The sequence below is a fragment of the Streptomyces sp. NPDC057638 genome (assembly GCF_042800315.1).
Classification (GTDB): domain Bacteria; phylum Actinomycetota; class Actinomycetes; order Streptomycetales; family Streptomycetaceae; genus Streptomyces.
In genome coordinates, this window is the sequence record NZ_JBHVHF010000056.1 from 12916 (window position 1) to 32897 (window position 19982).

The following is a 19982-nucleotide window of genomic DNA, read 5'->3' on the forward strand; positions in this document are numbered from 1 at the left end:
CACTCGTTGGACGCACGGGCGACGGCGGAGGGGCGGCACGGATGTACCACACCTGGATGCGGTACTTCACTCCCAGCCCCGCGCACCACCGCCTCGGCCTGGTCTGCCTCGGCGTCGGCCTCCAGCACGGCGCCCTGCCCGCGGTCGGACCGCGCGTCCTGGACCACCATGTCGCCATCGTCATCAGCGCGGGCAGCGGCTGGTACCAGGCGCCGGACTCACCGCGCACCGAGGTCGCCGCGCCCGCCCTGATCTGGCTGCTGCCCGGGGTGCCGCACCACTACGGGCCCGGCCCCGACGGCTGGGACGAGAGCTTCGTCGACTTCGCCGGACCGGCCACCGCCACCTACACCGACCTCGGCTACATCGAGACCGGGCGGGCCGTCGTCCCGCTCTCCGACGCGGCCGGGCCCCGCGCCGCCATCGGCAGGATCGCCCGCGCCGCCCGGCGCGGCAACCCGCTGCTCGAAGTCGAGACCGGCGCCGCCGTCCATGAACTCCTCGTCGCCCTGCGCCGCGCCCGCGCCGACACCAACCCGGCCGGTGACCCCGTCCTCACCGCCCTCGCCCGCGACGCCTACCTCCCCATCTCCGTCGCCGAACACGCCGCCCGCAACGCCATGACCCCGGCCGAGCTGCGCACCGCCGTCCGCCGGGGCGCCGGATGCAGCCCCAAGGACTATCTGCTCTCCATCCGGCTCGGCCGCGCCAAGGAACTCCTCGCGGGCACCGAACTGCCGGTCGCCGCCGTCGCCCGCCGCGTCGGCTACGAGGACCCCGCCTACTTCTCCCGCCTCTTCACCCGCCGCGTCGGCACCGCGCCGGTACGGTTCCGGGAACGCCAGGCCCGTACGGTCCCGGGCGGCTGGAGCGACCGTGTCCCACACCCCGAACACCCTCCGACGATCCCCACCGGCTCCACGTAAGCTCGACCACCATGACCACGAAGGACATCGACCCCCAGGTCCAGGCCGAGCTGGAGCGGCTGCGGGGCAGCATCGACAACATCGACGCCGCCGTCGTCCATATGCTCGCCGAACGCTTCAAGGCCACCCAGCAGGTCGGCCGCCTCAAGGCCCGCCACCACCTCCCGGCCGCCGACCCGGGCCGCGAGGCCCGCCAGATCGCCCGCCTGCGGGAGCTCGCGGAGAGCGCCAAGCTGGACCCGGCCTTCGCGGAGAAGCTGCTGAACTTCGTGATCGCGGAGGTGATCCGGCACCACGAGCGGCTGGCGGAGGAGGGCGGGGCGGCGGCTTCGGGGTGAGCCTGAGGGCGCGCGGGGGTCGCCCTTACTTCACGAGGTGGTGGAGCAGGAGGAGTCCGGCGGCCATGTTGGCGGCGGGGATCTCGCCGCGCGCGATCATGTCGGGTACCTGCTTGAGGGGGACCCATTCCCGTCGTGCGGATTCGAAGTCGTCTTCGGGTTCGCCGATGTGGGTGGCTTTGTCGGCCCAGTAGAGATGGTGGCGGACGTCGCTCAGTCCGTTGGAGGGCTCGACGGTCATCAGATGGCGCAGGGGTCCGGGGCGCCAGCCGGTCTCCTCTTCCATCTCGCGAGCCGCCGCGTCGGCGATGTCCTCGCCGTCCTCGACGACGCCCGCCGCCATCTCCCAGCCCCAGGTGTCGGTGATGAACCGGTGGCGCCAGATGAGGAGGGCCTCGGCGCGTTCGTTGACGGCGGTGGCCAGGGCGACCGGGCGCTGACGGATCACGTAGTGGTCCAGGTGCCTGCCGTCCGGCAGCTCGACGTCGGCGAGATTGACTCTGAACCACGGGTTCTCGTAGACCGTCTCCTCGGACAGGTTCCGCCATACGGACATGGTGTGCGCCTTTCGCCGGTGGTCTGTCCTCAGCTTGTGCGGGTGAGGAGGGTGGTGGCTCGTTGGGTGAGGGCTTGGGCGTCGGGGTCGTGGGGGTAGCGGGTGAGGCGGAGGCGGATTTCTTCGGCGGTGTCGCGGATGCGGGTGGAGTGGACGCCGTCGGCGGTGTCGAGGAACTCTGTCCACACGGTGAGGGCGCCGTCGAGGTCGCCTTGGCGGAGGTGAAGGGTGCCGAGGTGGCCGAGGACGTGGGCGCGGCTGCGGCGGCGGTCGAGGCCGTGGACGGCGAGGGCTTGGTGGAGCTGGGTCTGGGCGGCGGGGAGGTCGCCCATGCGGGCGAGGATCATGCCGGAGGCGTGGGCCCAGCGGCCGATGGTGAAGTGGGAGGCCCAGGAGGTGCCGGTGGGGGTGTCGGCGGTGCGCTCGATCGAGGTCTGGGAGTGGGCGAGGCTGCGGGCGGCGAGGCGGTGGTCGCCGTCGAGTGCGGCGGCTTCGGCGAGGGTGGACTGGTAGTAGGCGCTCACGCGTGGGTCGCTGATGTGGCGGGCGTGTTCGACGCACTTCTCGGCGAGGGCGAGTGCGGTGGGGTGGTGTCGGGGGCCGAGGTCCATGGCCTGGACGGCGAGTCCACGCAGGGCGGTGGCGGCGAGTTCGGGATCGTCGGCTTCGTCGGCGAGCCGGTAGGCATGGGTGTAGTAGGCGCGCGCGGTCGCGGTGGTTCCGCTGGTGTCGGTGTGGTCGTGGCTCATCCAGCCGATGAGGTGGGAGAGGCGTGAGGTGGCGGCGTAGAGCTGGCGGCCGGTGGTCTCGGTGTAGCGGCCTTCGAGCCAGGGGCCGACGTTGTGGGTGAGGTAGCCGATGGCGAGGTGGCGGACGTGACCTCCGCCGTATTCGGCGGCGCTGTCGCCGAGGACCTTCACCATCTCGCCGATGGCGTGGACCTCGCCCTGTCCGACGCGTACGGCGCCTTCGGGCGCGGAGTGGACGCGTCGGGTGACCGCTTCGGCGTCGGGGATACCGAGGAAGGCGAGGGCACCGCCGCCCGAGGTGGTCAGGAAGCTGCGTCGGTCCACTTGTCCGCTCCTTCCTAGGGCCAGGATCGATGCCACGGTATCCACGTGATCGGCCGACAGGACGGGGAATTCGGTCGGTTGATCGAGCTCTAAGACCCGCATGATGTGCGGCATCCAGTGCGGCCCGGGGTTACGGTCCCCGCTCAGCAGCTTGCGCGCGTACTGGCGGCTCATTCCGTCGGGGCCGTGGCCTGCGGCGATACCGAGTTCCCTGGCGAGTTTGCTGGGCCCCCAGCCACGTTGCTCGCAGGCGGCGCGGATGAGGTGATCGATACGGCGGCTGGAACGCTCCATGACCATCAGGCCCTCTCGCCCGTGGGTTACGCAGGACTACGCGGGGTTACATCCTGGGGCCTTCGAGGGAGCGTGCGGGACCGGTTGGGTGGATTCACACCGATCAGTCCCTGGTGACACGGGCAGCTGCTCGGCGGTCAGGGCGCCACTCCCCGAGATGCGCCACCACAGCTTCTCCCGGTAGGGACGGACACCCCCATGACCGTGAGTGAACCTCACCGAACCACTCCACCAGCAGCGCGCGATGTTGATCCTCCACCTGATCGTGCGAACGACTCCACAACGGACACGAACCCCCAACCGGCAGACACGAGGGCCGACTCCCCGTTGTTGCGGTCGTTGCGGGAGCGGGTGCGGGAGATCAACGCGGACCACGAGCACTGGCGGTTGCCGTGATGCGGTTATGGCTCTGGCTCACGTTCGCGCTCGGTGCGGCTGAGGAACGACTGGGGCTCGGGTTCGAGCTGCTGCGGCTGCGCTGGGACACGGAGTGTGTCGATGAGTGGAGCCGGGGGCTTGAGGCCCAGGCGCGTCAGGCGCGGCTTGATGCCGAGTTGGAGCGGCTGCTGGAGGACGGTGGTCCGGCATGAGCGGCCCGCCTGTCGCGTACCTGTGCCGGGTCCTCGCTGAGGGCCCGGTCTACGGGTCGGGCGAGATCGTCTCGTACGTCCTCGACACGCTCCGTACCCGCTCGCAGGACATCGCCCTGATCTGGCTGCGGAAGCAGGCCCTGCGGCTCGCGGACGGGCTGGACCCCGACCCGGCCCGCGCCCCCTGGGCCACCCGCTGCGAGCGGATCCCCGTCCCCGACGCCCCCACCGAGATACGCGTCTGGGCCGCCGACCCCGCCGAGGACCACGCCGCCCGTGCCCGGCTCGACCAGGGCGTCGCCGTGTCCGTCGTCATCCCGGACGGGCCCGACCGCTACACCCTCGCGATCAGCCCCCGACCCGCCCGGGTGCTGTACATCCGCCCGTTCTTCCACCTGAACCGCACCACGAGGTGACCCTCATGCCCCGTACCGGACGTGACCACGTCCACACCGACAAGACCAGCGTCATCGCCCGCTACTGCGAAGGCGCCTCCATCAAGGCCCTCGCCGCCGAGTACGGCGTGAGTGACGCCTGGATGAAGAAGCAGCTCACCACCTGGGGGCTCCCCGTACGCGGCGTCCGCGAGGCCCGTATCCTCCGTGCCCGAGCCCAGAACCCCGTCGTGACCGAACCGCAGCCCCCCACCTGCCAGACCTGCGACGCCCTCGTGGCTGCCGAACGCCGCGCCCGCACCACCCACGACCACTCCGCCGCCACCGACGCCCGCGTCCTCCTCCGGCGGCATCAGCAGCACAGCCCCGACCACCGCCCCGGCTGGCGAACCAGGTCCGCGCGGGCGCACACCGCACGGACCCGGGGCGTGGAGGGCACCTCGGGGTGAGTTGGGGGCGGGCCTGTCTTCACGGGGCCGATGGTCACCCGGTGGAGGCGGGGGCGACGGCGCTTCTTCGCGCGGCCCCTTGGGGCCACACCACGTCCACCGGTACTCCGGCGGCCCGTGCCAGCTCCACGGTGTCCGCCGTGCCGCCCTTCCCCGACGCCGACACGGGGGTGGCGTCCCAGACGGCGATCAGTCGGTCCGCCCGCTTCAGTAGTTCCTCGTTGGCGGAGACGTAGGCGTCGCGGTTGGCGGTCTCGTACGGCAGCGTGACCACGTCCGTGGCGACGCCCACGAGTCGGTCGAAGAGAGCGGCGTGGGCGGGCTTCACCTTTCTGGCCCGGTAGTCCCGTGACGGGATCACGACGACCAGGCGGCCGCCGAGCGCGGTGACCTCCTCGGCGAAGAGGGAGTCGGCGCCCGCGGCGATGCAGGACACTCCGGTGAGGTTGTCCTCGTACGCGGTGAGCAGGGTACGGAGTGCCGCGCGCACGAGTGGGACGCTCTCGTCGGTGAGGTCCATGTGTCCGGTCACGGCCAGGGTCGTCATCCTCGCTCCTCAGGTCGACAGCAGGTCACGGATGTTGTTGCGTGCCTCGCGCAGGGGGCGGGAGGTGTCGTGCCCGACCGTGTACGGGTAGAGCTGGGTGAGTTGCTCGCGGACCCGGCCGGACCGGGTCTGCCGCGCTACCTCGATGGCGCGGGCCGTCTGGTCCGCCGCACTGGTGGTGTCGCCGAGGAGGAAGAGGCATTCGGCGAGGTTGATGACGTCGAGCGCGTAGCCGCGTGGTCCCACTTCAGGCCCGCTGACGGCGAGGGCCGTCCGGAACTCGTCGGCGGCCCGTCCGGCATACCGCTCGGGAGCCTGCCGGGCGAGGTTGAGAAATCCGGACCCGGTCACCCCGGACAGCTCGCTGTGGTCGAAGTAGGCGATCCAGTACGGCTCGGGATCCGTTCCGCCGCCCGCGTTCTCCAGGGCTTCGCGGGCGCGGGCGGTCGCCCTCTCGAATCCCGCCACTCTGCCGAGTGCCGCATAGGCCCAGGCTTCCCGGGTGTGGAGCATCGCCTGAACCCGGGGTCCCACGACGTCCCGGGCGCCCTCCTGGGCGAACTGGACGAGCTGGAGCGCGTCATCGGGATGGCCGTTGTAGAGCATCTGCCGAGCCATGCCGGCCAGGATGTTGGCGCCGTGCACTCTGTCGCCGCCCGCGTGTGCGGCGCGAAGCGCGAGACGGTAGTAGTCCTGTGCCCGGCCGTGCAGTCCCATGTCCCACGCCGTCGAGGCCGCTGTGCCCGCGAGCTGTGCCATGACCCGGTAGAGGCCGGTCTCCACGGCTGAGGTCTGGTGTTCGTCCAGAGCTTCGGCGACATCGTTGAGCTGACCGAGCACGGCTTTCCGGCGCAGCCCTCCTCCGTATCTGCGGCTCCAGTGCTTCAGCTCTTGTGCCGTCTGCTCCAGTTCGGCCACGTCCTGGGCGCCGAGACGTCCTCCGTGTCTGGCCCGCGCGGGAGAAGCTGGTGGCTGTAGCCATCCCTCCAGCGGGTCCAGCAGAGCGGTACCGGTCGCGGCCATTCCGGTGAGGGCACGTGTCATGGTGCGTCGATCCATCACGAGTTCGCTCCTCGTCAGGTCGGTCGCCAGCTCCACGGTCGTGTCGGGGCGCCATGGGACCTCGTCAGGTCGCGACGGAGTTGGCGGCTCGGGAGAGGAAGGGGGTTGTTGCGCTTCCCAGGGGCGGGCCGCGAGGCCGAGCATGTGGCCGGGAATGTGGAGCCCGTCGGCGATTCGGCAGATCACATCGAATGAGGTGACCCGGTGGGTACCGCCGATGATCGTGGACACCTTGCCGGGGGTGAGCTGGCAAGCGGACGCGATCTTGTTCTGGGAGAGCCCGCCCCATTTCTTGATCAGGGCGAAGGCCGCAGCGAAGTCATGCTCGATAAGTGCTGCTCGAATGTCTGGTCGATCGAGTACATCACGGGCAAGGGGACCGGGGTTATGGGCATCCATACGGGCCGACTTCCGGATCAGTCCTACGCACGCAAGCGCGCCTTGCAGGAGCCACAACGAGTGTATTACCGCCTCGGTAACCCCTGTCGGTCATGCCGCTGCGACGCTAATCGGCCGACGCTGATGGGGTCGGCATAGCTGCCGGGAAGTCTGCCGCTGACACCAAGGCTGGCCCCGTGCGCTGGGTCGACGGTCGCTGGAATCCGATCAGTCACCGAATGCCATGAGGTGTGCGTCATGCCGTCCAATCCACAACCGGATGAATCGAAGCCGTCGCCCTCGCCCTCTGGCGAACAGGAGGTAACGAGTAGCGAGAGCGAATCACCGCTCTTGCGGTCGTTGCGTGAGCGGGTGCGGGAGATCAACGCGGAGCACGCGCACTGGCGGTTGCCGTGATGCGGTTATGGCTCTGGCTGCTGCTCGCGCTCGGGTCGGCTGAGGAGCGGTTGGGGCTCGGGTTCGAGCTGTTGCGGCTGCGCTGGGACGCGGACTGTGTCGATGAGTGGAGCCGGGGGCTTGAGGCCGAGGCGTGTCAGGCGCGGCTTGATGCCGAGTTGGAGCGGCTGCTGGAGGACGGTGGTCCGGCGTGAGCGGTCCGCCCGTCGCGTACCTGTGTCACGTCATCGCTGAGGGCCCGGTGTACGGGTCGGGGGAGATCGTTCCGTTTGTTCTGGGCACTCTGCGGACCCGTTCGCAGGGCGTGGCCCTGACGTGGTTGCGGATGCAGGCGTTGCGGCTGGCCGACGGGCTGGACCCTGACCCGGCGCGGGCTCCCTGGACCACCCGCTGCGAACAGGTCCCCGTGCCGGATGCTCCGACCGAGATTCGGGTGTGGGCTACCGATCCCGCCGAAGACCGTGCCGCGCGGGCTCGGCTCGATCAGGGCGTGGCCGTGTCCGTCGTCATCCCGGATGGCCCGGACCGCTACACCCTGGCGATCAGCCCCCGTCCCGCCCGCGTGCTGTACATCCGTCCGTTCTTCCGCCTTCGCACCCCGAGGAGATGAGCCGTGCCCCGTACCGGACGCGACCACGTCCACACCGACAAGACCAGCGTCATCGCCCGCTACTGCGAGGGCGAGTCCATCAAGGCCCTCGCCGCCGAGTACCACGTCTCCGACGCCTGGATGAAGAAGCAGCTCACCACCTGGGGACTCCCGGTACGCGGCGTCCGCGAAGCCCGCATCCTCCGCGCCCGAGCCAACGACCCGATCGTCAACGAACAACAGCCCCCCACCTGCCCGACCTGCGACGACCTCGTGGCTGCCGAACGCCGCGCCCGCACCACCCACGACCACTCCGCCGCCACCGACGCCCGCGTCCTCCTCCGCCGACATCAGCAACAGAGCCCCGACCACCGCCCCGGCTAGCGAACCGGGTCCGCGCGGGCGCACACCGCACGGACCCGGCACCTCCTCCTTCCCTCAACGCATGCGGAAAACACACACCCAACCTTCACGATTTCCCAATAACTCCTTCACGGCGCCCGAGGCGGCCCCGCCCCTCAGCCCGCCAGCTCCCCGAGCAGCGCCCACGTCCGCCGCCGGTCGGCCTCTCCGGCGATCTCCGTCTCCGAGAACACCACCTCCGTCGCCCCGGCGTCCCGGTACCGCCGTATCTCGTCGGCGACGGTCCGCTCGTCGCCGATGGCCGCCACGTCGACGGCCCGCTGGCCACCGGAGAGCCCGATCACCCGTGCGTAGGACGGGAACTGTTCGTAGAACGCGAGTTGCTCGGCGGCCTTCTCCCGTACCGCGTCGACATCGTCGGTCACCACGCCGGGGACGAGGGCGACGATCCGGGGCGCGGGCCGCCCGGCGGCCTCCGCCGCCGCGGTGACCGCCGGGACGATGTGCTCGCTCAGGGCGCGGGGGCCGGCCAGATAGGGCAGGATCCCGTCCGCCAGTTCGCCGCTGACGCGCAGCGCCTGGGGGCCCATCGCGGCGACGAGCAGCGGCACCCCGTTCTCGGCGCCCGGCACCCGCGCGGGGATCGGTGTCGTCGCGGTCAGCAGTTCGCCGTGGAAGTCGGCGGCGCCGGTCTCGGTCAGCTGCCGCAGCGCGGTGAGGAACTCCCGCAGGCGCGCGACGGGACGTTCGTAGGGGATGCCGAAGCCCGTCTCGGTGAGGTGCTTGGTGCCGAGCGCCAGCCCGAGGTGGTAGCGGCCGTGGGTGGCCGCCTGGGCGGTCTGGGCCTGGCTGGAGACGAGCAGGGGGTGGCGGCCGAAGACGGGGATCGCCGAGGTGCCGACCTGGAGGCCGGGCACCTCGCGCCCGACGATCGCGGCGAGCAGGGGCGAGTCCGCGCCGAAGGTCTGGCCGAACCAGGCCGACCGTAATCCGGCGGCCGCGGCCTCGTGGGCGAGCTGGACGGTCGCGTCGACCTGGTTCTCGGCGTCGCTCGCGTGGAGCGCTACTCCTGTGGTCATGTCAGGGGAAACGCGTGGCGGCCGACCGCGCGTTCCGGCCTCGTGTGACAGCCTCATGTCAGTCGTGTGTAGGGGCCTGCTCCGCGCGTTCGGTGGGTGGCGCGGGGAGCCCCCGGCGTTGGCGTTGGCGGACGGGTCCGCTCCGCGCGGCGGGCGGACCGGTGGACCATGACGGCGCCCGGACCGCTGGCCCTCGATGACAGGCGTCCCGGCGGCCGCGCCTCGGCGCGCCCCCGCCCCCACCCCCCGTGCGCTCAGAGCGCAACCCATTCCCCATGTGCTCGGCGCCCCTCATCAGGCAGCATGGCCCTCATGTCCGTACTCACGCGCGAGGAAGCGCAGAATCGAGCCCAGCTTCTCGACGTCCACCGGTACTCCGTCGATCTTGACCTGACGCCGTCCGGTGGCGCTGAGGAGACCTTCGGCTCCCGCACCGTCATACAGTTCACCGCCCGCGCGCAGGGGGACACGTTCTTCGAGGTCAAGCCCGCGGTCCTGCGCTCCGTCACCCTCGACGGGAAGGCGCTCGACCCCGCCTCCCTCGACGGGAACCGGCTCGCGCTGACCGGGCTCACCGAGGGCGCGCACGAGCTGAGCGTCGAGGCGGACATGCGCTACTCGCGCACCGGCGAGGGCATGCACCGCTTCACGGATCCCTCCGACGGGGAGACGTATGTCTACACCCAGCTCTTCATGGAGGACGTCCAGCGGGTCTTCGCGGCGTTCGACCAGCCCGACCTGAAGGCCGTGCTCGAACTGTCGGTGACGGCGCCCGAGGGCTGGACGGTCCTGGGCAACGGCGTGGCCACCCACCACGGTGACGGGCGCTGGACCTGCGCCCCGACGCCGCCGCTCGCGACGTACTTCATGGCCGTCGCCGCCGGGCCCTGGCACTCCATCCGCACCGAGCACGCCGGGCTGCCGTTCGGGCTCCACTGCCGCCGCTCGCTCGCCCCCCATCTGGACGCCGACGCCGACGAGCTGTTCGAGATCACCCGGCAGTGCTTCGACCGGTACCACGAGAAGTTCGAGGAGCCGTATCCGTACGACTCGTACGACCAGGCGTTCGTGCCCGAGTTCAACGCGGGCGCGATGGAGAACCCCGGGCTGGTCACCTTCCGCGACGACTACGTCTTCCGCTCCGCCGTCACCGACACCGAGCGGCAGACCCGGGCCATGGTCATCTCGCATGAGATGGCGCATATGTGGTTCGGTGACCTGGTCACCCTCCGCTGGTGGGACGACATCTGGCTGAACGAGTCGTTCGCCGAGTACATGGGGTACCAGACCCTCACCGAGGCCACCCGCTTCACCGACACCTGGGTCGACTTCGCCGTCAACCGCAAGGGCTGGGGCTACGACGCGGACCAGCGGCCCACCACCCACCCCGTCGCCCCGGACCCGGACGCGGTCCCGGACACCGCCTCCGCGCTGCTCAACTTCGACGGGATCTCCTACGCCAAGGGCGCCTCCGCGCTGCGTCAGCTGGTGACCTGGATGGGCGAGAAGGACTTCCTCGCCGGGATCAACCTCCACTTCGAGCGGCACAAGTTCGGCAACGCGACCCTCGCCGACTTCATCGACTCCCTCGCCGAGGCCACCGACCGCGATGTCCACTCCTGGGCCGGGAGCTGGCTGCGTACCACCGGGGTCGACACCCTCACCCCGGCCGTCACCGAGGCCGACGGCGGCTGGTCGCTCACCGTCGGCCGGAGCGGTGAGCGCCCGCACCGGATCTCCGTCCGCGCCTATGACACCGACCCGGTCGACCCGGACCGCGTCACCGCGCGCGACCGCTTCGAGATCGACGTACCGGGTGCCGAGGGCACCGGCGACGCCGTCATCGAACGCTCCGGCCGCCGCCCCGCGCTCGTCGTCCTCAACGACAACGACACCACCTACGCCAAGATCCGGCTCGACGCGCACTCCTGGACCACCGTGGGGCAGGTGCTCTCCCGGATCCCGGACCCGCTCACCCGCGCGGTGATCTGGAACGCGGCCCGTGACATGGTCCGCGACGGCGAACTCGCCCCCGCCGCCTATCTGGAGACCGCCCGCGCCCATCTGCCGCGCGAGAACGACCTCGCCATCGCCGAGGGCGTGCTCACCTTCGCCACCACCCAGATCGCGCTCCGCTACAGCGGTACGGAGGAGCGGTCCGCCGCCCTGGCCGCGATCCGCGCGATCTGCCGCGACCTGATGCGGCGCACCGAGGACGGCAGCGACGGCGGGCTCCGGCTGATCGCCGTCCGCCACCTCATCGACGCGACCGCCCAGCCGGAGACCATCCAGGAGTGGCTCGCCGACGGCAGCGTCACCGGCGGCCCGGAGCTGGACCCCGAGCTGCGCTGGCGCGTCCTGTACCGGCTCGCCGTCCTCGGCGCCACCGACGAGGCCGCCATCGCGGCCGAACGGGAGCGCGACCCCAGCTCCACCGGGCAGGAGGGCGCGGCCCGCTGCCGCGCCGCGCTCCCCACCCCCGAGGCCAAGGCCGCCGCCTGGGAGCTGCTGTTCACCTCCGACACGCTCTCCAACTACCTGGTACGCGCGGTCTCGCGCGGTTTCTGGCAGCCGGAGCAGGACGAGCTGGTACGGGAGTACATCCCCCGGTTCTTCCCCGACGCGGTCGCGGTGGCACAGCGGCGGGGCCCGGCCATCGCGGAGGCCATCGGGTTCCACGCCTTCCCGGCGTACGCGGTCGACGCGCAGACGCTGGCGCTGGGGGAGGAGTGTCTGAAGGAGGCGGAGATGATCCCCGCGCTGCGGCGCAAGCTCGCCGACCAGGTCGACGACCTGAAGCGCGCGCTCCACGCCCGGGGCTGATCCAAACCAGGGACTGACAGGGGGGTGGGCCCGCGCCCGCCCCCCCCGCGCCGCTCACACGGGGTACGGCAGCAGCCCCCGGTCGATCCGCTCCCACGCCGTCCGCAGCTCCGCCAGCAGCCCGGGCCGTACGGCGGCCTGGTCGGCCTGCTCGCGGAGGTCCTCCGAGAGCCGGTGCAGGCGGTCCCGGCCGTCCTTGCCCCGGTAGTACTTCCACTCGCCCCGCCGCAGCGCCCGCTCCCCCCGTACCCGCCAGAACAGATCGCGCTCGGGCGCCTCGGCGCCGCGCAGCAGATAGCCCGCGAGGCTGACACCGTCGAGCGGGTACGCCGGATGCGGCCGCGCCCCGCCCACCTCCAGCAGGGTCGCCGTCCAGTCGGGGGAGTACACCGGTATCCGGCTGACCTGCCCGCCCTCGATCCGCGCGGGCCAGCGCAGGATCGAGGGGATCCGGATGCCGCCGTCCAGGAGCGAGCCCTTGTTGCCGCTGAGCGGCCAGTTGTACGAGAAGCGTTCGCCGCCGTTGTCGCTGGCGAAGAAGACCAGGGTGTCCTCCTCCTGACCGGACCGCCGCAGGGCGGTGAGCACCTGGCCGATCGAGCGGTCCAGGTCCTCGACCATCTGCCGGTACTTCGCGAGCGAGCCCCCGTCCTGGTGGAACAGCGGCCGCCGCTCGCCCGCCTTGATCCGCCGGACGATCTCGGCGCTGGTCTCCTCGTCACCGTCGGCGATCCACGGCCAGTGCGGGGTGGTGAAGTTGAGGTTGAGCAGCCAGGGGGTGCGCTCATGGTCGCGGCTGACATACTCGACGGCCCGTTCGGTCAGGATCCGGGTGTAGTAGCGCAGATCGTGGTACTCGGCGTCGCCCTCGTAGAGGTCGTACTCACCCCGGGAGCTGAGCTTGGAGTAGTACTCCAGCGCCCCGCCGAAGTTGCCGAAGAACTCGTCCCAGCCGGAGCGGGTGGGGCTGTAGTCGGGCAGATAGCCGCAGTGCCACTTGCCGATGAGCGCCGTACGGTACCCCGCGTCACCCAGCAGCGAGGCGAGCGTGGGATGAGTGGGTTCGAGCCCCACCGACCGGTCCGCGATCGGCTCGGCGAGCCCGCCCCTGGTACGGCCCGGATAGCGGCCGGTGTAGAGGCTGAACCGGGTGGGCGAGCAGGTCGCCGAGCCGCTGTACGCGTCGGTGAACCGCACACCCTGCCGGGCGAGCCGGTCCAGATGCGGGGTACGGATCTCCGGGGCGCCGTACGAGGACAGATCGGCCCATCCCAGGTCATCGCCCAGGATGAACAGGATGTTGGGGCGGCGGCGGGCACCCCGGCCGGGCGCGGGGGCGGCACGGAACGGGCGCTCGGTGAAGGCGGCTCCACCGCTCTCGGCGGAGGCGTCGGTGGCGGAGAGCCCGAGGGCCGCCACGGCCCCGGCGGCGGAACCGCCGAAGGCACGCCGGGACAGGGAAGGGTCGACAGAGGTCACAGGGGTGCTCCAGGGCAGGAGTGCGAGTCCGCACCCGGCGGCCGGTCCGGGGCCGCCAGGGCGAGGGGAACGGCGGTCCGGGACATGCCGGATCAGCCGGGGGACTGAGGAGAACTCAGGGAGTGGCGGGGTGCGTCAGACGCGACGACAGATGGCGCTCGCGACACGGACCAGGTCGACGTGGCGGCGCTCCACAAGAAGGACCCGCAGGTCACCCAGTGGCTGCATCCCCAGACCCTCCCCGATCCCCTCCCCCCTGTCAACGCCCCACCCTTCCCACGGCTGGGCCACAGGGGCCCGCCACGCACGAGGGCCCGGGCCACACGGGAGCCCCGGCCCACGACGGCCCGCCCGCCCGGCACGAGGGCCACGCCCCGGCCCCGCCCAATACCACCTCCCGTTCCCACTCGTTGGACACCACGCGCACCCCCTCCCACGCGGGGGTGACCCGAACGCACCCGCCCGAAGGACCCGTATGCCCCCCGACACCCCCCTCTCCGGCGGCCCTCACGGCCCCACCGCCCTGCGTCCCCTCCTCGACACCGTGCTCACCGCCCTCGCCAAGGGCGCGGCGGAGCGCGGTGGTCCGCTTCCGCCCGGCGGCCCGGCCGCCGTCGCCGAGCACACCCGCCGCGCCCTCGGAGCCGTACTCCCCGACCATGGCACCGGCGCCGAGGACGCGCTCGCGCGGATCGTCCGCGCGGTGGCGCTCGGCGCCGCCGATCCGGCGGATCCCCTGTGTGCGGCGCATCTGCACACCCCGCCCCTCGCGCTCGCGGTCGCCGCCGATCTCGCGGCCTCCGCGCTGAACCCGTCACTGGACTCCTGGGACCAGGCCCCGGCCGCCTCCGAGCTGGAGCGCCTGGTGACAGGTGTGCTCGCGCGGGAGGTGTACCCGGCGGCGGCGTTACCCGACGCGCTGGTGACCAGCGGTGGCACCGAGTCCAACCAGCTCGCGCTGCTCCTCGCCCGCGAGCGCCGTCCGGACCGCCCGCTCCAGGTGGTGTGCTCCACCGGCACCCACCACTCCGTACGCCGCGCCGCCTGGCTGCTGGGCCTGCCGGACCCGCTGGCGGTCCCGGCGGCCAACGCCACCCAGGTGAAGGGCGGCGCCGACGCGGGCGGTCTTGACCCCGCCGCCCTCGACACGGCGCTCACCGCTCTTCCCCCCGGCCCCCGTCTCGTCGTCGCCACGGCGGGCTCCACCGACACCGGCCGGATCGACCCGCTCCCCGCCCTCGCCGATGTGTGCGCCCGCCATGGCGCCGAGCTGCATGTGGACGCCGCCTATGGCGGAGCGTTTCTCTTCAGCCCCGCCCACCGCGCCCTCCTGGACGGCCTGGAGCGGGCCCACTCGGTCACGCTCGATCTGCACAAGCTCGGCTGGCAGCCGGTGGCCGCCGGGCTCTTCGTGGTCGCCGACCACTCCCGGCTCGCCCCGCTCGCGCTGACCGCCGACTATCTGAACGCGGACGACGACACCGACGCGGGCCTGCCCGATCTCCTCGGTCGCTCCCCGCGCACCACCCGCCGCCCCGATGTGCTGAAGATCGCGGTCACGCTCGGCGCGCTCGGCCGGGACGGGCTGGCGGCGCTGCTGGACCGGGTGGCCGAGCGCGCCCAGCTTCTCGCCGACCTGATCGAGACCCGTCCCGGGCTGGAACTGTGGCGGCGGCCCACCCTCACCACCGTCCTCTTCCGTCCCGAGGACGCCGATGACGACCGGGTCGCCGCGATCCGCCGCGCCCTGCTGACCGAGGGCCGTGCCGTCCTGGGCCGGGCCCGCGCCGATGGACGGCTCTGGCTCAAGGCGACCCTCCTCAACCCGCACGCCACCCCCGGCGACCTGAACCACCTGATCGAACTCGTGGAAGGCACCCCATGACCGCCTCGCCCGCACCCGCGCCGGACCTGGACCGCACCCACGACCTGGTGGGCATCGGCATCGGCCCGTTCAACCTCTCCCTGGCGGCCCTCGCCGACGGGATCACGACGCCGCTCAGCACCGCCTTCTTCGAGCAGCGGCCGCGTTTCAGCTGGCATCCCGGGCTGCTGATCGAGGGCGCCACGCTCCAGGTGCCGTTCCTCGCCGATCTGGTGACCCTGGTCGACCCGGCCAGCCGGTGGAGCTTCCTCAACTATCTGCGCTCGCGCGAGCGGCTCTTCCCCTTCTACTTCGCCGAGAAGTTCCATATCCACCGGGCGGAGTACGACGCGTACTGCCGCTGGGTCGGTGACGGCCTGTCCGGACTCCACTTCGGCCACCAGGTGGACGCGGTCCGCTGGAACCCGGAACGGGGGCTGTTCGAGGTGGACTTCACCCAGCTCGACCAGGACGGGGAGGCGCAGGCGCTCGGCCGCACCCACGCCCGGCATATCGTCCTCGGCATCGGCACCGAGCCGTTCGTCCCCGAGCCGCTGCGCCCGCTGGTGCGGAGCGCGGCCGTGCCCGTGATCCACTCCTCGGACTATCTCCACCACCGGGAGGAGCTGCTCGCCGCCGGGCACATCACCGTGATCGGCTCCGGGCAGTCCGGCGCGGAGATCTTCCTCGATCTGCTGCGCGCCCGTCCGGCGGGCGCCGAGCGGCTGCACTGGCTGGGGCGTACGGAGGCGTTCGCGCCGATGGAGTACAGCAAGCTCGGTCTCGAACACTTCACCCCCGACTACAGCCGCTACTTCCACGCCCTGCCGGAGCAGACCCGGGACCGGCTGGTGCCGCGCCAGTGGCAGCTCCACAAGGGGATCGACGTGGACACCCTGGCCGCCATCCACGACGAGCTGTACCGCCGTACGCTCGACGGCGGCTGGCCGGACGCCGTCCTCACCCCCGGAGTCGGTGTCCGGACGGCGGGGCGGATCGCGACGACCCGGGTCGAACTCCATCTGGAACACCTCCAGCAGGGCACCCGGGGCCGGCTCACCACGGACGCCGTCGTCCTGGCCACCGGCTACCGCCAGCGCCCGGCGGAGACCCTGCTGGCCGGGCTCGATCCCTATCTGCGGCATGACTCCTCCGGACGGCCCCGGATCGACGCCGAGTTCCGGATGATCCTGGACGACTCGGTGACCGGTTCGGTGTACGTACAGAACGCGGAGACCCACACCCACGGCGTCGGCGCGCCCGATCTGGGCCTGGCGGCCTGGCGCGGCGCGTGCGTCCTCAACTCGCTCACGGGCGAGGAGCCCTATCCGATGCCGCGCCGCACCGCGTTCACCAGCTTCGGCCTGGAGCGCCGCGAGGCCCCGAGGGTCCCGGCCCCGGCGAAACGGCTGACCCCGCTGCGCCAGGGGATCTAGCCGAGCCGCGCGGGGTGGTCCCCTCCGTACGCCCGGGATGGCAGGGTGGAGGCATCCGACGGCTCACCCGGGCGGGAGTGACTCCCGTCCGGGTGAGCGGATCCGCGCCCACAGCAGGGAGCCCGCCGTGACCGACGCACCCACCCCCCTCACCACCGCGCCCGTCGCGTTCGGCACCCCGGCGACGCCCCGGATCTCGGTGCGCGGGGTGGCGTCGATGGAGGTCGCCCCGGAGAGCGTCGGCATCCGGGTCACGGTGCGGGCCCGGGGCGGTGACCGCGATGCCGTCCTCGCCGACCTCACCCGCCGCAACGCCGCCGCGCTGGAGCTGGTCCGTTCCTACGGGGACGAGGCGCGGGCTTCGAGCGGGGAGCTGCGGGTCACCCCCGAGCTGTCCTCGCGCGGCCGGGGCGAACGGGTCCGCGCCTATGTGGGCGAGGTCTCCCTCACCGTGGAGCTCTTCGTGCCGTCGGTTCTCGGTGAACTGGTCAGCGGGCTGGCCGAGCTGGAGCTGACCGACCTCGGCGGGCCCTGGTGGCGGCTGCGCCCCGACTCGCCCGTCCACGCGGAGGTCCGCCGCCGCGCCGTCCGGGAGGCGGTCGGCCGGGCCCGTGAGTACGCGGAGGCGCTCGGCTCCCGGCTGGTGGCGCTGGTGGAGCTGAGCGATGTCCCCGACGACGACATGATGCCCCGCCCCCGGGGCGCGGGCGGACGTTTTCTCGCGGAGGCCGAGGCCGTCCTCGACCTCGAACCCGAGCCCCAGTGGGTGTCCGCCGTGGTCACGGCCCACTTCACCGCGACACCCCCCGATCTCACCCGTCCGGAGCACTGAATTCGCTCATCGGAGCGCGCGTCCGCACAATTCAACGCTTGTCAATAACCTTTCATCCAAAGGCCGTTGAGTCGTCACACGCGGCCAATGCCCCACCGGTCCGGTGAGCGTAGGCTCACGCCATGCGCCGAGCGAAAATCGTCTGTACCTTGGGCCCCGCCACCGATTCGTACGAACAGATCAAGGCTCTGGTCGACGCCGGAATGGACGTGGCCCGCTTCAATCTCAGCCACGGTCTCTACGCCGACCACGAGCAGCGCTACCACCGGGTGCGCAAGGCGTCCGACGAGTCGGGCCGCAGCGTCGGGGTCCTCGCCGACCTCCAGGGGCCGAAGATCCGGCTGGGGCGCTTCCGTGAGGGGCCCGTGCTGCTGGAGCGCGGGGACACGTTCACCGTCACCGTCGAGGAGACCGAGGGCGACCGCGAGATCTGCGGCACCACCTACGCGGGTCTCGCCAACGATGTCACCCCGGGTGAGCGGATCCTCGTGGACGACGGCAAGGTCACCCTGGAGGTCACCGCCGTGGACGGCCCCCGGGTGCGCACCCGGGTGATCGAGGGCGGCATGGTCTCCGACCACAAGGGGCTCAACCTCCCCGGTGTCGCGGTCTCCGTGCCCGCGCTCTCCGAGAAGGACATCGAGGACCTCCGGTGGGCGCTGCGCATCGGGGTGGATCTCATCGCCCTCTCCTTCGTCCGCAGCGGCCGGGACATCACCGACGTCCACCGGATCATGGACGAGGAGGGGCGCCGGGTCCCCGTCATCGCCAAGGTGGAGAAGCCGCAGGCGGTGGAGAACATCGAGGAGATCGTGGCCGCCTTCGACGGCATCATGGTCGCCCGGGGCGATCTGGGCGTGGAGATGCCGCTGGAGCAGGTGCCGATCGTCCAGAAGCGCGCCATCAAGCTGGCGAAGCGCAACGCCAAGCCGGTCATCGTCGCCACCCAGATGCTGGACTCGATGATCGACAACTCCCGGCCCACCCGGGCGGAGGCGTCCGATGTGGCCAACGCGGTCATCGACGGCACCGACGCGGTGATGCTCTCGGGCGAGACCAGCGTGGGCAAGTACCCGGTGGAGACGGTCCGTACGATGAGCCGGATCGTCGCGGCGGCCGAGGAGGACGTCCTGGCCAAGGGGCTGCCGCCGCTGACCGAGCGGAACAAGCCGCGTACCCAGGGCGGCGCGGTCGCCCGCGCGGCGGCCGAGATGGGGGACTTCCTGGGCGCCAAGTTCCTGGTCGCCTTCACCCAGTCCGGAGACACGGTCAGGCGGCTCTCCCGCTACCGTTCGCCGATCCCGCTGCTGGCCTTCACTCCGGACCCGGCGACCCGTTCCCAGCTCAATCTCACCTGGGGGGTGGAGACCTTCCTCGGTCCCTGGGTGGACTCCACCGACGCCATGGTGGCGCAGGTCGATGAGGAGCTGTTGCGGATCGGCCGCTGTGAGCGCGGGGACATCGTCGTGATCACTGCGGGATCCCCGCCCGGAGTAGCCGGTTCCACCAATCTGGTCCGTATTCATCGCATTGGCGAGGACGACGGCCGACGCTGAACAGCGAAGAGGCCCCTCCGAAGAGGGGCCTAATTCGTGACCATGGAAGTAAAGGTAAAGTGCCCCGGGTGGGATTCGAACCCACGCTGGATGGTGTTTGAGACCATTGCCTCTACCGCTGGGCTACCGGGGCGCCCTTTGAAACAAAGGATGTGTGCCACCCTTTGTGCCCCCACCTTACAGGAGCTGGGTAGTCTCATGGGGAGCACCCTGCCTGGAATGAGGAGTCCCGTGACCGCCCCCGACTCGCCCCAGCCCATCGCCGACGACGACGCGTCGCACACTCCGCCGCAGACGACCCGGGTGGTCATCGCGGAGGACGAGGCCCTGATCCGCCTCGATCTCAAGGAGATGCTGGAAGAGGAGGGGTACGCGGTCGTCGGCGAGGCCGGAGACGGCCAACGCGCCATCGAACTGGCCCGTGAGCACCGGCCCGACCTGGTCATCCTCGATGTGAAGATGCCGGTCCTGGACGGGATCTCGGCCGCCGAGAAGATCGCCGAGGAGTCCATCGCCCCGGTCCTGATGCTCACCGCCTTCTCCCAGCGCGATCTGGTCGAGCGCGCCCGCGACGCGGGGGCGATGGCCTATCTGGTCAAGCCGTTCAGCAAGACCGACGTGGTCCCGGCCATCGAGATGGCCGTCTCCCGCTTCACCGAGCTGAAGGCGCTGGAGAAGGAGGTCGCCGACCTCAGCCAGCGGCTGGAGACCCGCAAGCTGGTCGACCGCGCCAAGAGCATCCTCCAGACCGAGTACGGGCTGACCGAGCCCGCCGCCTTCCGCTGGATCCAGAAGACCTCGATGGACCGGCGACTGTCGATGCGGGAGGTCGCGGAGGCGGTCATCGAGGACTCGGCCGAGAAGAAGGCGGCCAAGGGAGAGCAGGCCAAGGGGGACCAGTAGTCCCCTGGCACACGGGGGCGCGGTGCCCCGGGC

Annotated in this window: 21 protein-coding genes and 1 tRNA gene; 14 read left to right on the plus strand and 8 right to left on the minus strand. The window is 71.4% G+C overall.

Annotation, left to right across the window (positions count from 1 at the left end; genetic code table 11):
* Positions 1 to 41: 41 nt before the first annotated feature.
* Together ACFVIM_RS11070 and ACFVIM_RS11075 are read left to right on the plus strand one after the other, a co-directional pair.
* Positions 42 to 926: a helix-turn-helix domain-containing protein gene (locus tag ACFVIM_RS11070; RefSeq protein WP_384300395.1), complete on the plus strand. Its 885-nt coding sequence runs from the start codon at positions 42 to 44 to the stop codon at positions 924 to 926.
* An 11-nt stretch (positions 927 to 937) separates the two neighbouring features.
* Positions 938 to 1264: a chorismate mutase gene (locus ACFVIM_RS11075; protein WP_384300396.1), complete on the plus strand. Its 327-nt coding sequence runs from the start codon at positions 938 to 940 to the stop codon at positions 1262 to 1264.
* Between the two features lie 25 nt (positions 1265 to 1289).
* Here the strand turns inward: ACFVIM_RS11075 and ACFVIM_RS11080 are convergent, their stop codons facing one another.
* Both ACFVIM_RS11080 and ACFVIM_RS11085 read right to left on the minus strand, forming a co-directional pair.
* Positions 1290 to 1820 carry an NUDIX hydrolase gene (locus tag ACFVIM_RS11080; RefSeq protein ID WP_384300397.1) on the minus strand — a complete coding sequence of 177 codons (531 nt, stop codon included), beginning with the start codon at positions 1818 to 1820 and terminating at the stop codon, positions 1290 to 1292.
* Between the two features lie 29 nt (positions 1821 to 1849).
* Positions 1850 to 2893 (minus strand): tetratricopeptide repeat protein, encoded by a 1044-nt coding sequence (locus tag ACFVIM_RS11085; protein WP_384300398.1) that lies wholly within the window; start codon positions 2891 to 2893, stop codon positions 1850 to 1852.
* A gap of 689 nt (positions 2894 to 3582) precedes the next feature.
* Between ACFVIM_RS11085 and ACFVIM_RS11090 the strand changes: the two genes are divergently transcribed.
* Genes ACFVIM_RS11090 through ACFVIM_RS11100 form a run of 3 tightly spaced genes read left to right on the plus strand, consistent with a single transcriptional unit; the run spans position 3583 to position 4621 of the window.
* Complete coding sequence (locus tag ACFVIM_RS11090) at positions 3583 to 3777, plus strand: hypothetical protein (protein WP_384300399.1); 195 nt, start codon at positions 3583 to 3585, stop codon at positions 3775 to 3777.
* Positions 3774 to 4193, plus strand: coding sequence for a hypothetical protein (locus ACFVIM_RS11095; RefSeq protein ID WP_384300400.1), 420 nt, complete (start codon positions 3774 to 3776; stop codon positions 4191 to 4193). The genes ACFVIM_RS11090 and ACFVIM_RS11095 overlap by 4 nt, the downstream gene beginning before the upstream one ends.
* Before the next feature lie 5 nt (positions 4194 to 4198).
* Positions 4199 to 4621, plus strand: coding sequence for a hypothetical protein (locus tag ACFVIM_RS11100; RefSeq protein WP_384300401.1), 423 nt, complete (start codon positions 4199 to 4201; stop codon positions 4619 to 4621).
* A 34-nt stretch (positions 4622 to 4655) separates the two neighbouring features.
* Here ACFVIM_RS11100 and ACFVIM_RS11105 read toward each other — a convergent pair whose 3' ends face one another.
* Together ACFVIM_RS11105 and ACFVIM_RS11110 are read right to left on the minus strand one after the other, a co-directional pair.
* A complete protein-coding gene (locus ACFVIM_RS11105) occupies positions 4656 to 5168 on the minus strand; it encodes a hypothetical protein (protein WP_384300402.1) in 513 nt (170 codons plus the stop codon).
* A 9-nt stretch (positions 5169 to 5177) separates the two neighbouring features.
* Entirely contained in the window at positions 5178 to 6629 is a 1452-nt protein-coding gene (locus ACFVIM_RS11110; RefSeq protein WP_384300403.1) for a hypothetical protein, read from the minus strand.
* Positions 6630 to 7024: 395 nt separating this feature from the next.
* On the opposite strand from ACFVIM_RS11110, the gene ACFVIM_RS11115 reads away from it, so the two are divergent.
* From ACFVIM_RS11115 to ACFVIM_RS11125, 3 genes are read left to right on the plus strand one after another with little or no spacing between them, the layout of a single operon-like run.
* Positions 7025 to 7219 (plus strand): hypothetical protein, encoded by a 195-nt coding sequence (locus tag ACFVIM_RS11115; protein WP_384300404.1) that lies wholly within the window; start codon positions 7025 to 7027, stop codon positions 7217 to 7219.
* Entirely contained in the window at positions 7216 to 7635 is a 420-nt protein-coding gene (locus ACFVIM_RS11120; RefSeq protein ID WP_384300405.1) for a hypothetical protein, read from the plus strand. Before ACFVIM_RS11115 ends, ACFVIM_RS11120 begins: the two co-directional genes overlap by 4 nt.
* A 3-nt stretch (positions 7636 to 7638) precedes the next feature.
* The gene (locus ACFVIM_RS11125) at positions 7639 to 7998 is read left to right on the plus strand and encodes a hypothetical protein (protein ID WP_384300406.1); all 360 of its coding nucleotides are present in this window, start codon (positions 7639 to 7641) and stop codon (positions 7996 to 7998) included.
* A 134-nt stretch (positions 7999 to 8132) separates the two neighbouring features.
* Here the strand turns inward: ACFVIM_RS11125 and ACFVIM_RS11130 are convergent, their stop codons facing one another.
* On the minus strand, positions 8133 to 9056 hold the full coding sequence (locus ACFVIM_RS11130; RefSeq protein ID WP_384300407.1) for an LLM class F420-dependent oxidoreductase: 924 nt from the start codon (positions 9054 to 9056) through the stop codon (positions 8133 to 8135).
* Positions 9057 to 9368: 312 nt separating this feature from the next.
* Here ACFVIM_RS11130 and pepN point away from each other — a divergent pair, with 312 nt between their 5' ends.
* Positions 9369 to 11879: an aminopeptidase N gene (pepN, locus tag ACFVIM_RS11135; protein WP_384300408.1), complete on the plus strand. Its 2511-nt coding sequence runs from the start codon at positions 9369 to 9371 to the stop codon at positions 11877 to 11879.
* Between the two features lie 54 nt (positions 11880 to 11933).
* Here pepN and ACFVIM_RS11140 read toward each other — a convergent pair whose 3' ends face one another.
* Positions 11934 to 13358 carry a sulfatase gene (locus tag ACFVIM_RS11140; protein ID WP_384300409.1) on the minus strand — a complete coding sequence of 475 codons (1425 nt, stop codon included), beginning with the start codon at positions 13356 to 13358 and terminating at the stop codon, positions 11934 to 11936.
* Between the two features lie 135 nt (positions 13359 to 13493).
* On the minus strand, positions 13494 to 13586 hold the full coding sequence (locus tag ACFVIM_RS11145) for a putative leader peptide (protein ID WP_384300410.1): 93 nt from the start codon (positions 13584 to 13586) through the stop codon (positions 13494 to 13496).
* Positions 13587 to 13833: 247 nt separating this feature from the next.
* On the opposite strand from ACFVIM_RS11145, the gene ACFVIM_RS11150 reads away from it, so the two are divergent.
* The 4 genes from ACFVIM_RS11150 (at position 13834) to pyk (ending at position 19046) form a co-directional block, all read left to right on the plus strand.
* Positions 13834 to 15243, plus strand: a complete 1410-nt coding sequence (locus tag ACFVIM_RS11150; protein WP_384300411.1) for a pyridoxal phosphate-dependent decarboxylase family protein — start codon at positions 13834 to 13836, stop codon at positions 15241 to 15243.
* Complete coding sequence (locus ACFVIM_RS11155) at positions 15240 to 16658, plus strand: lysine N(6)-hydroxylase/L-ornithine N(5)-oxygenase family protein (protein WP_384300412.1); 1419 nt, start codon at positions 15240 to 15242, stop codon at positions 16656 to 16658. The genes ACFVIM_RS11150 and ACFVIM_RS11155 overlap by 4 nt, the downstream gene beginning before the upstream one ends.
* Positions 16659 to 16785: 127 nt before the next feature.
* Positions 16786 to 17490 carry an SIMPL domain-containing protein gene (locus ACFVIM_RS11160; protein WP_384300413.1) on the plus strand — a complete coding sequence of 235 codons (705 nt, stop codon included), beginning with the start codon at positions 16786 to 16788 and terminating at the stop codon, positions 17488 to 17490.
* A 122-nt stretch (positions 17491 to 17612) separates the two neighbouring features.
* Complete coding sequence (pyk, locus tag ACFVIM_RS11165; protein WP_384300414.1) at positions 17613 to 19046, plus strand: pyruvate kinase; 1434 nt, start codon at positions 17613 to 17615, stop codon at positions 19044 to 19046.
* A 60-nt stretch (positions 19047 to 19106) separates the two neighbouring features.
* Here pyk and ACFVIM_RS11170 read toward each other — a convergent pair.
* Positions 19107 to 19179, minus strand: a tRNA-Leu gene (locus ACFVIM_RS11170).
* Positions 19180 to 19277: 98 nt separating this feature from the next.
* Between ACFVIM_RS11170 and ACFVIM_RS11175 the strand changes: the two genes are divergently transcribed.
* A complete protein-coding gene (locus ACFVIM_RS11175; RefSeq protein ID WP_384300415.1) occupies positions 19278 to 19949 on the plus strand; it encodes an ANTAR domain-containing response regulator in 672 nt (223 codons plus the stop codon).
* Positions 19950 to 19982 lie beyond the last annotated feature (33 nt).

What these genes read in the sequence shown, in the direction of transcription:
- ACFVIM_RS11105 (WP_384300402.1), bottom strand. Translation starts at nt 5,168, where the DNA reads ATGACGACCCTGGCCGTGACCGGACACATGGACCTCACCGACGAGAGC.
- ACFVIM_RS11070 (WP_384300395.1), top strand. Translation starts at nt 42, where the DNA reads ATGTACCACACCTGGATGCGGTACTTCACTCCCAGCCCCGCGCACCAC.
- ACFVIM_RS11130 (WP_384300407.1), bottom strand. Translation starts at nt 9,056, where the DNA reads ATGACCACAGGAGTAGCGCTCCACGCGAGCGACGCCGAGAACCAGGTC.
- ACFVIM_RS11110 (WP_384300403.1), bottom strand. Translation starts at nt 6,629, where the DNA reads ATGGATGCCCATAACCCCGGTCCCCTTGCCCGTGATGTACTCGATCGA.
- ACFVIM_RS11145 (WP_384300410.1), bottom strand. Translation starts at nt 13,586, where the DNA reads ATGCAGCCACTGGGTGACCTGCGGGTCCTTCTTGTGGAGCGCCGCCAC.
- ACFVIM_RS11155 (WP_384300412.1), top strand. Translation starts at nt 15,240, where the DNA reads ATGACCGCCTCGCCCGCACCCGCGCCGGACCTGGACCGCACCCACGAC.
- pyk (WP_384300414.1), top strand. Translation starts at nt 17,613, where the DNA reads ATGCGCCGAGCGAAAATCGTCTGTACCTTGGGCCCCGCCACCGATTCG.
- ACFVIM_RS11095 (WP_384300400.1), top strand. Translation starts at nt 3,774, where the DNA reads ATGAGCGGCCCGCCTGTCGCGTACCTGTGCCGGGTCCTCGCTGAGGGC.
- ACFVIM_RS11090 (WP_384300399.1), top strand. Translation starts at nt 3,583, where the DNA reads ATGCGGTTATGGCTCTGGCTCACGTTCGCGCTCGGTGCGGCTGAGGAA.
- ACFVIM_RS11150 (WP_384300411.1), top strand. Translation starts at nt 13,834, where the DNA reads ATGCCCCCCGACACCCCCCTCTCCGGCGGCCCTCACGGCCCCACCGCC.
- ACFVIM_RS11115 (WP_384300404.1), top strand. Translation starts at nt 7,025, where the DNA reads ATGCGGTTATGGCTCTGGCTGCTGCTCGCGCTCGGGTCGGCTGAGGAG.
- pepN (WP_384300408.1), top strand. Translation starts at nt 9,369, where the DNA reads ATGTCCGTACTCACGCGCGAGGAAGCGCAGAATCGAGCCCAGCTTCTC.
- ACFVIM_RS11100 (WP_384300401.1), top strand. Translation starts at nt 4,199, where the DNA reads ATGCCCCGTACCGGACGTGACCACGTCCACACCGACAAGACCAGCGTC.
- ACFVIM_RS11080 (WP_384300397.1), bottom strand. Translation starts at nt 1,820, where the DNA reads ATGTCCGTATGGCGGAACCTGTCCGAGGAGACGGTCTACGAGAACCCG.
- ACFVIM_RS11075 (WP_384300396.1), top strand. Translation starts at nt 938, where the DNA reads ATGACCACGAAGGACATCGACCCCCAGGTCCAGGCCGAGCTGGAGCGG.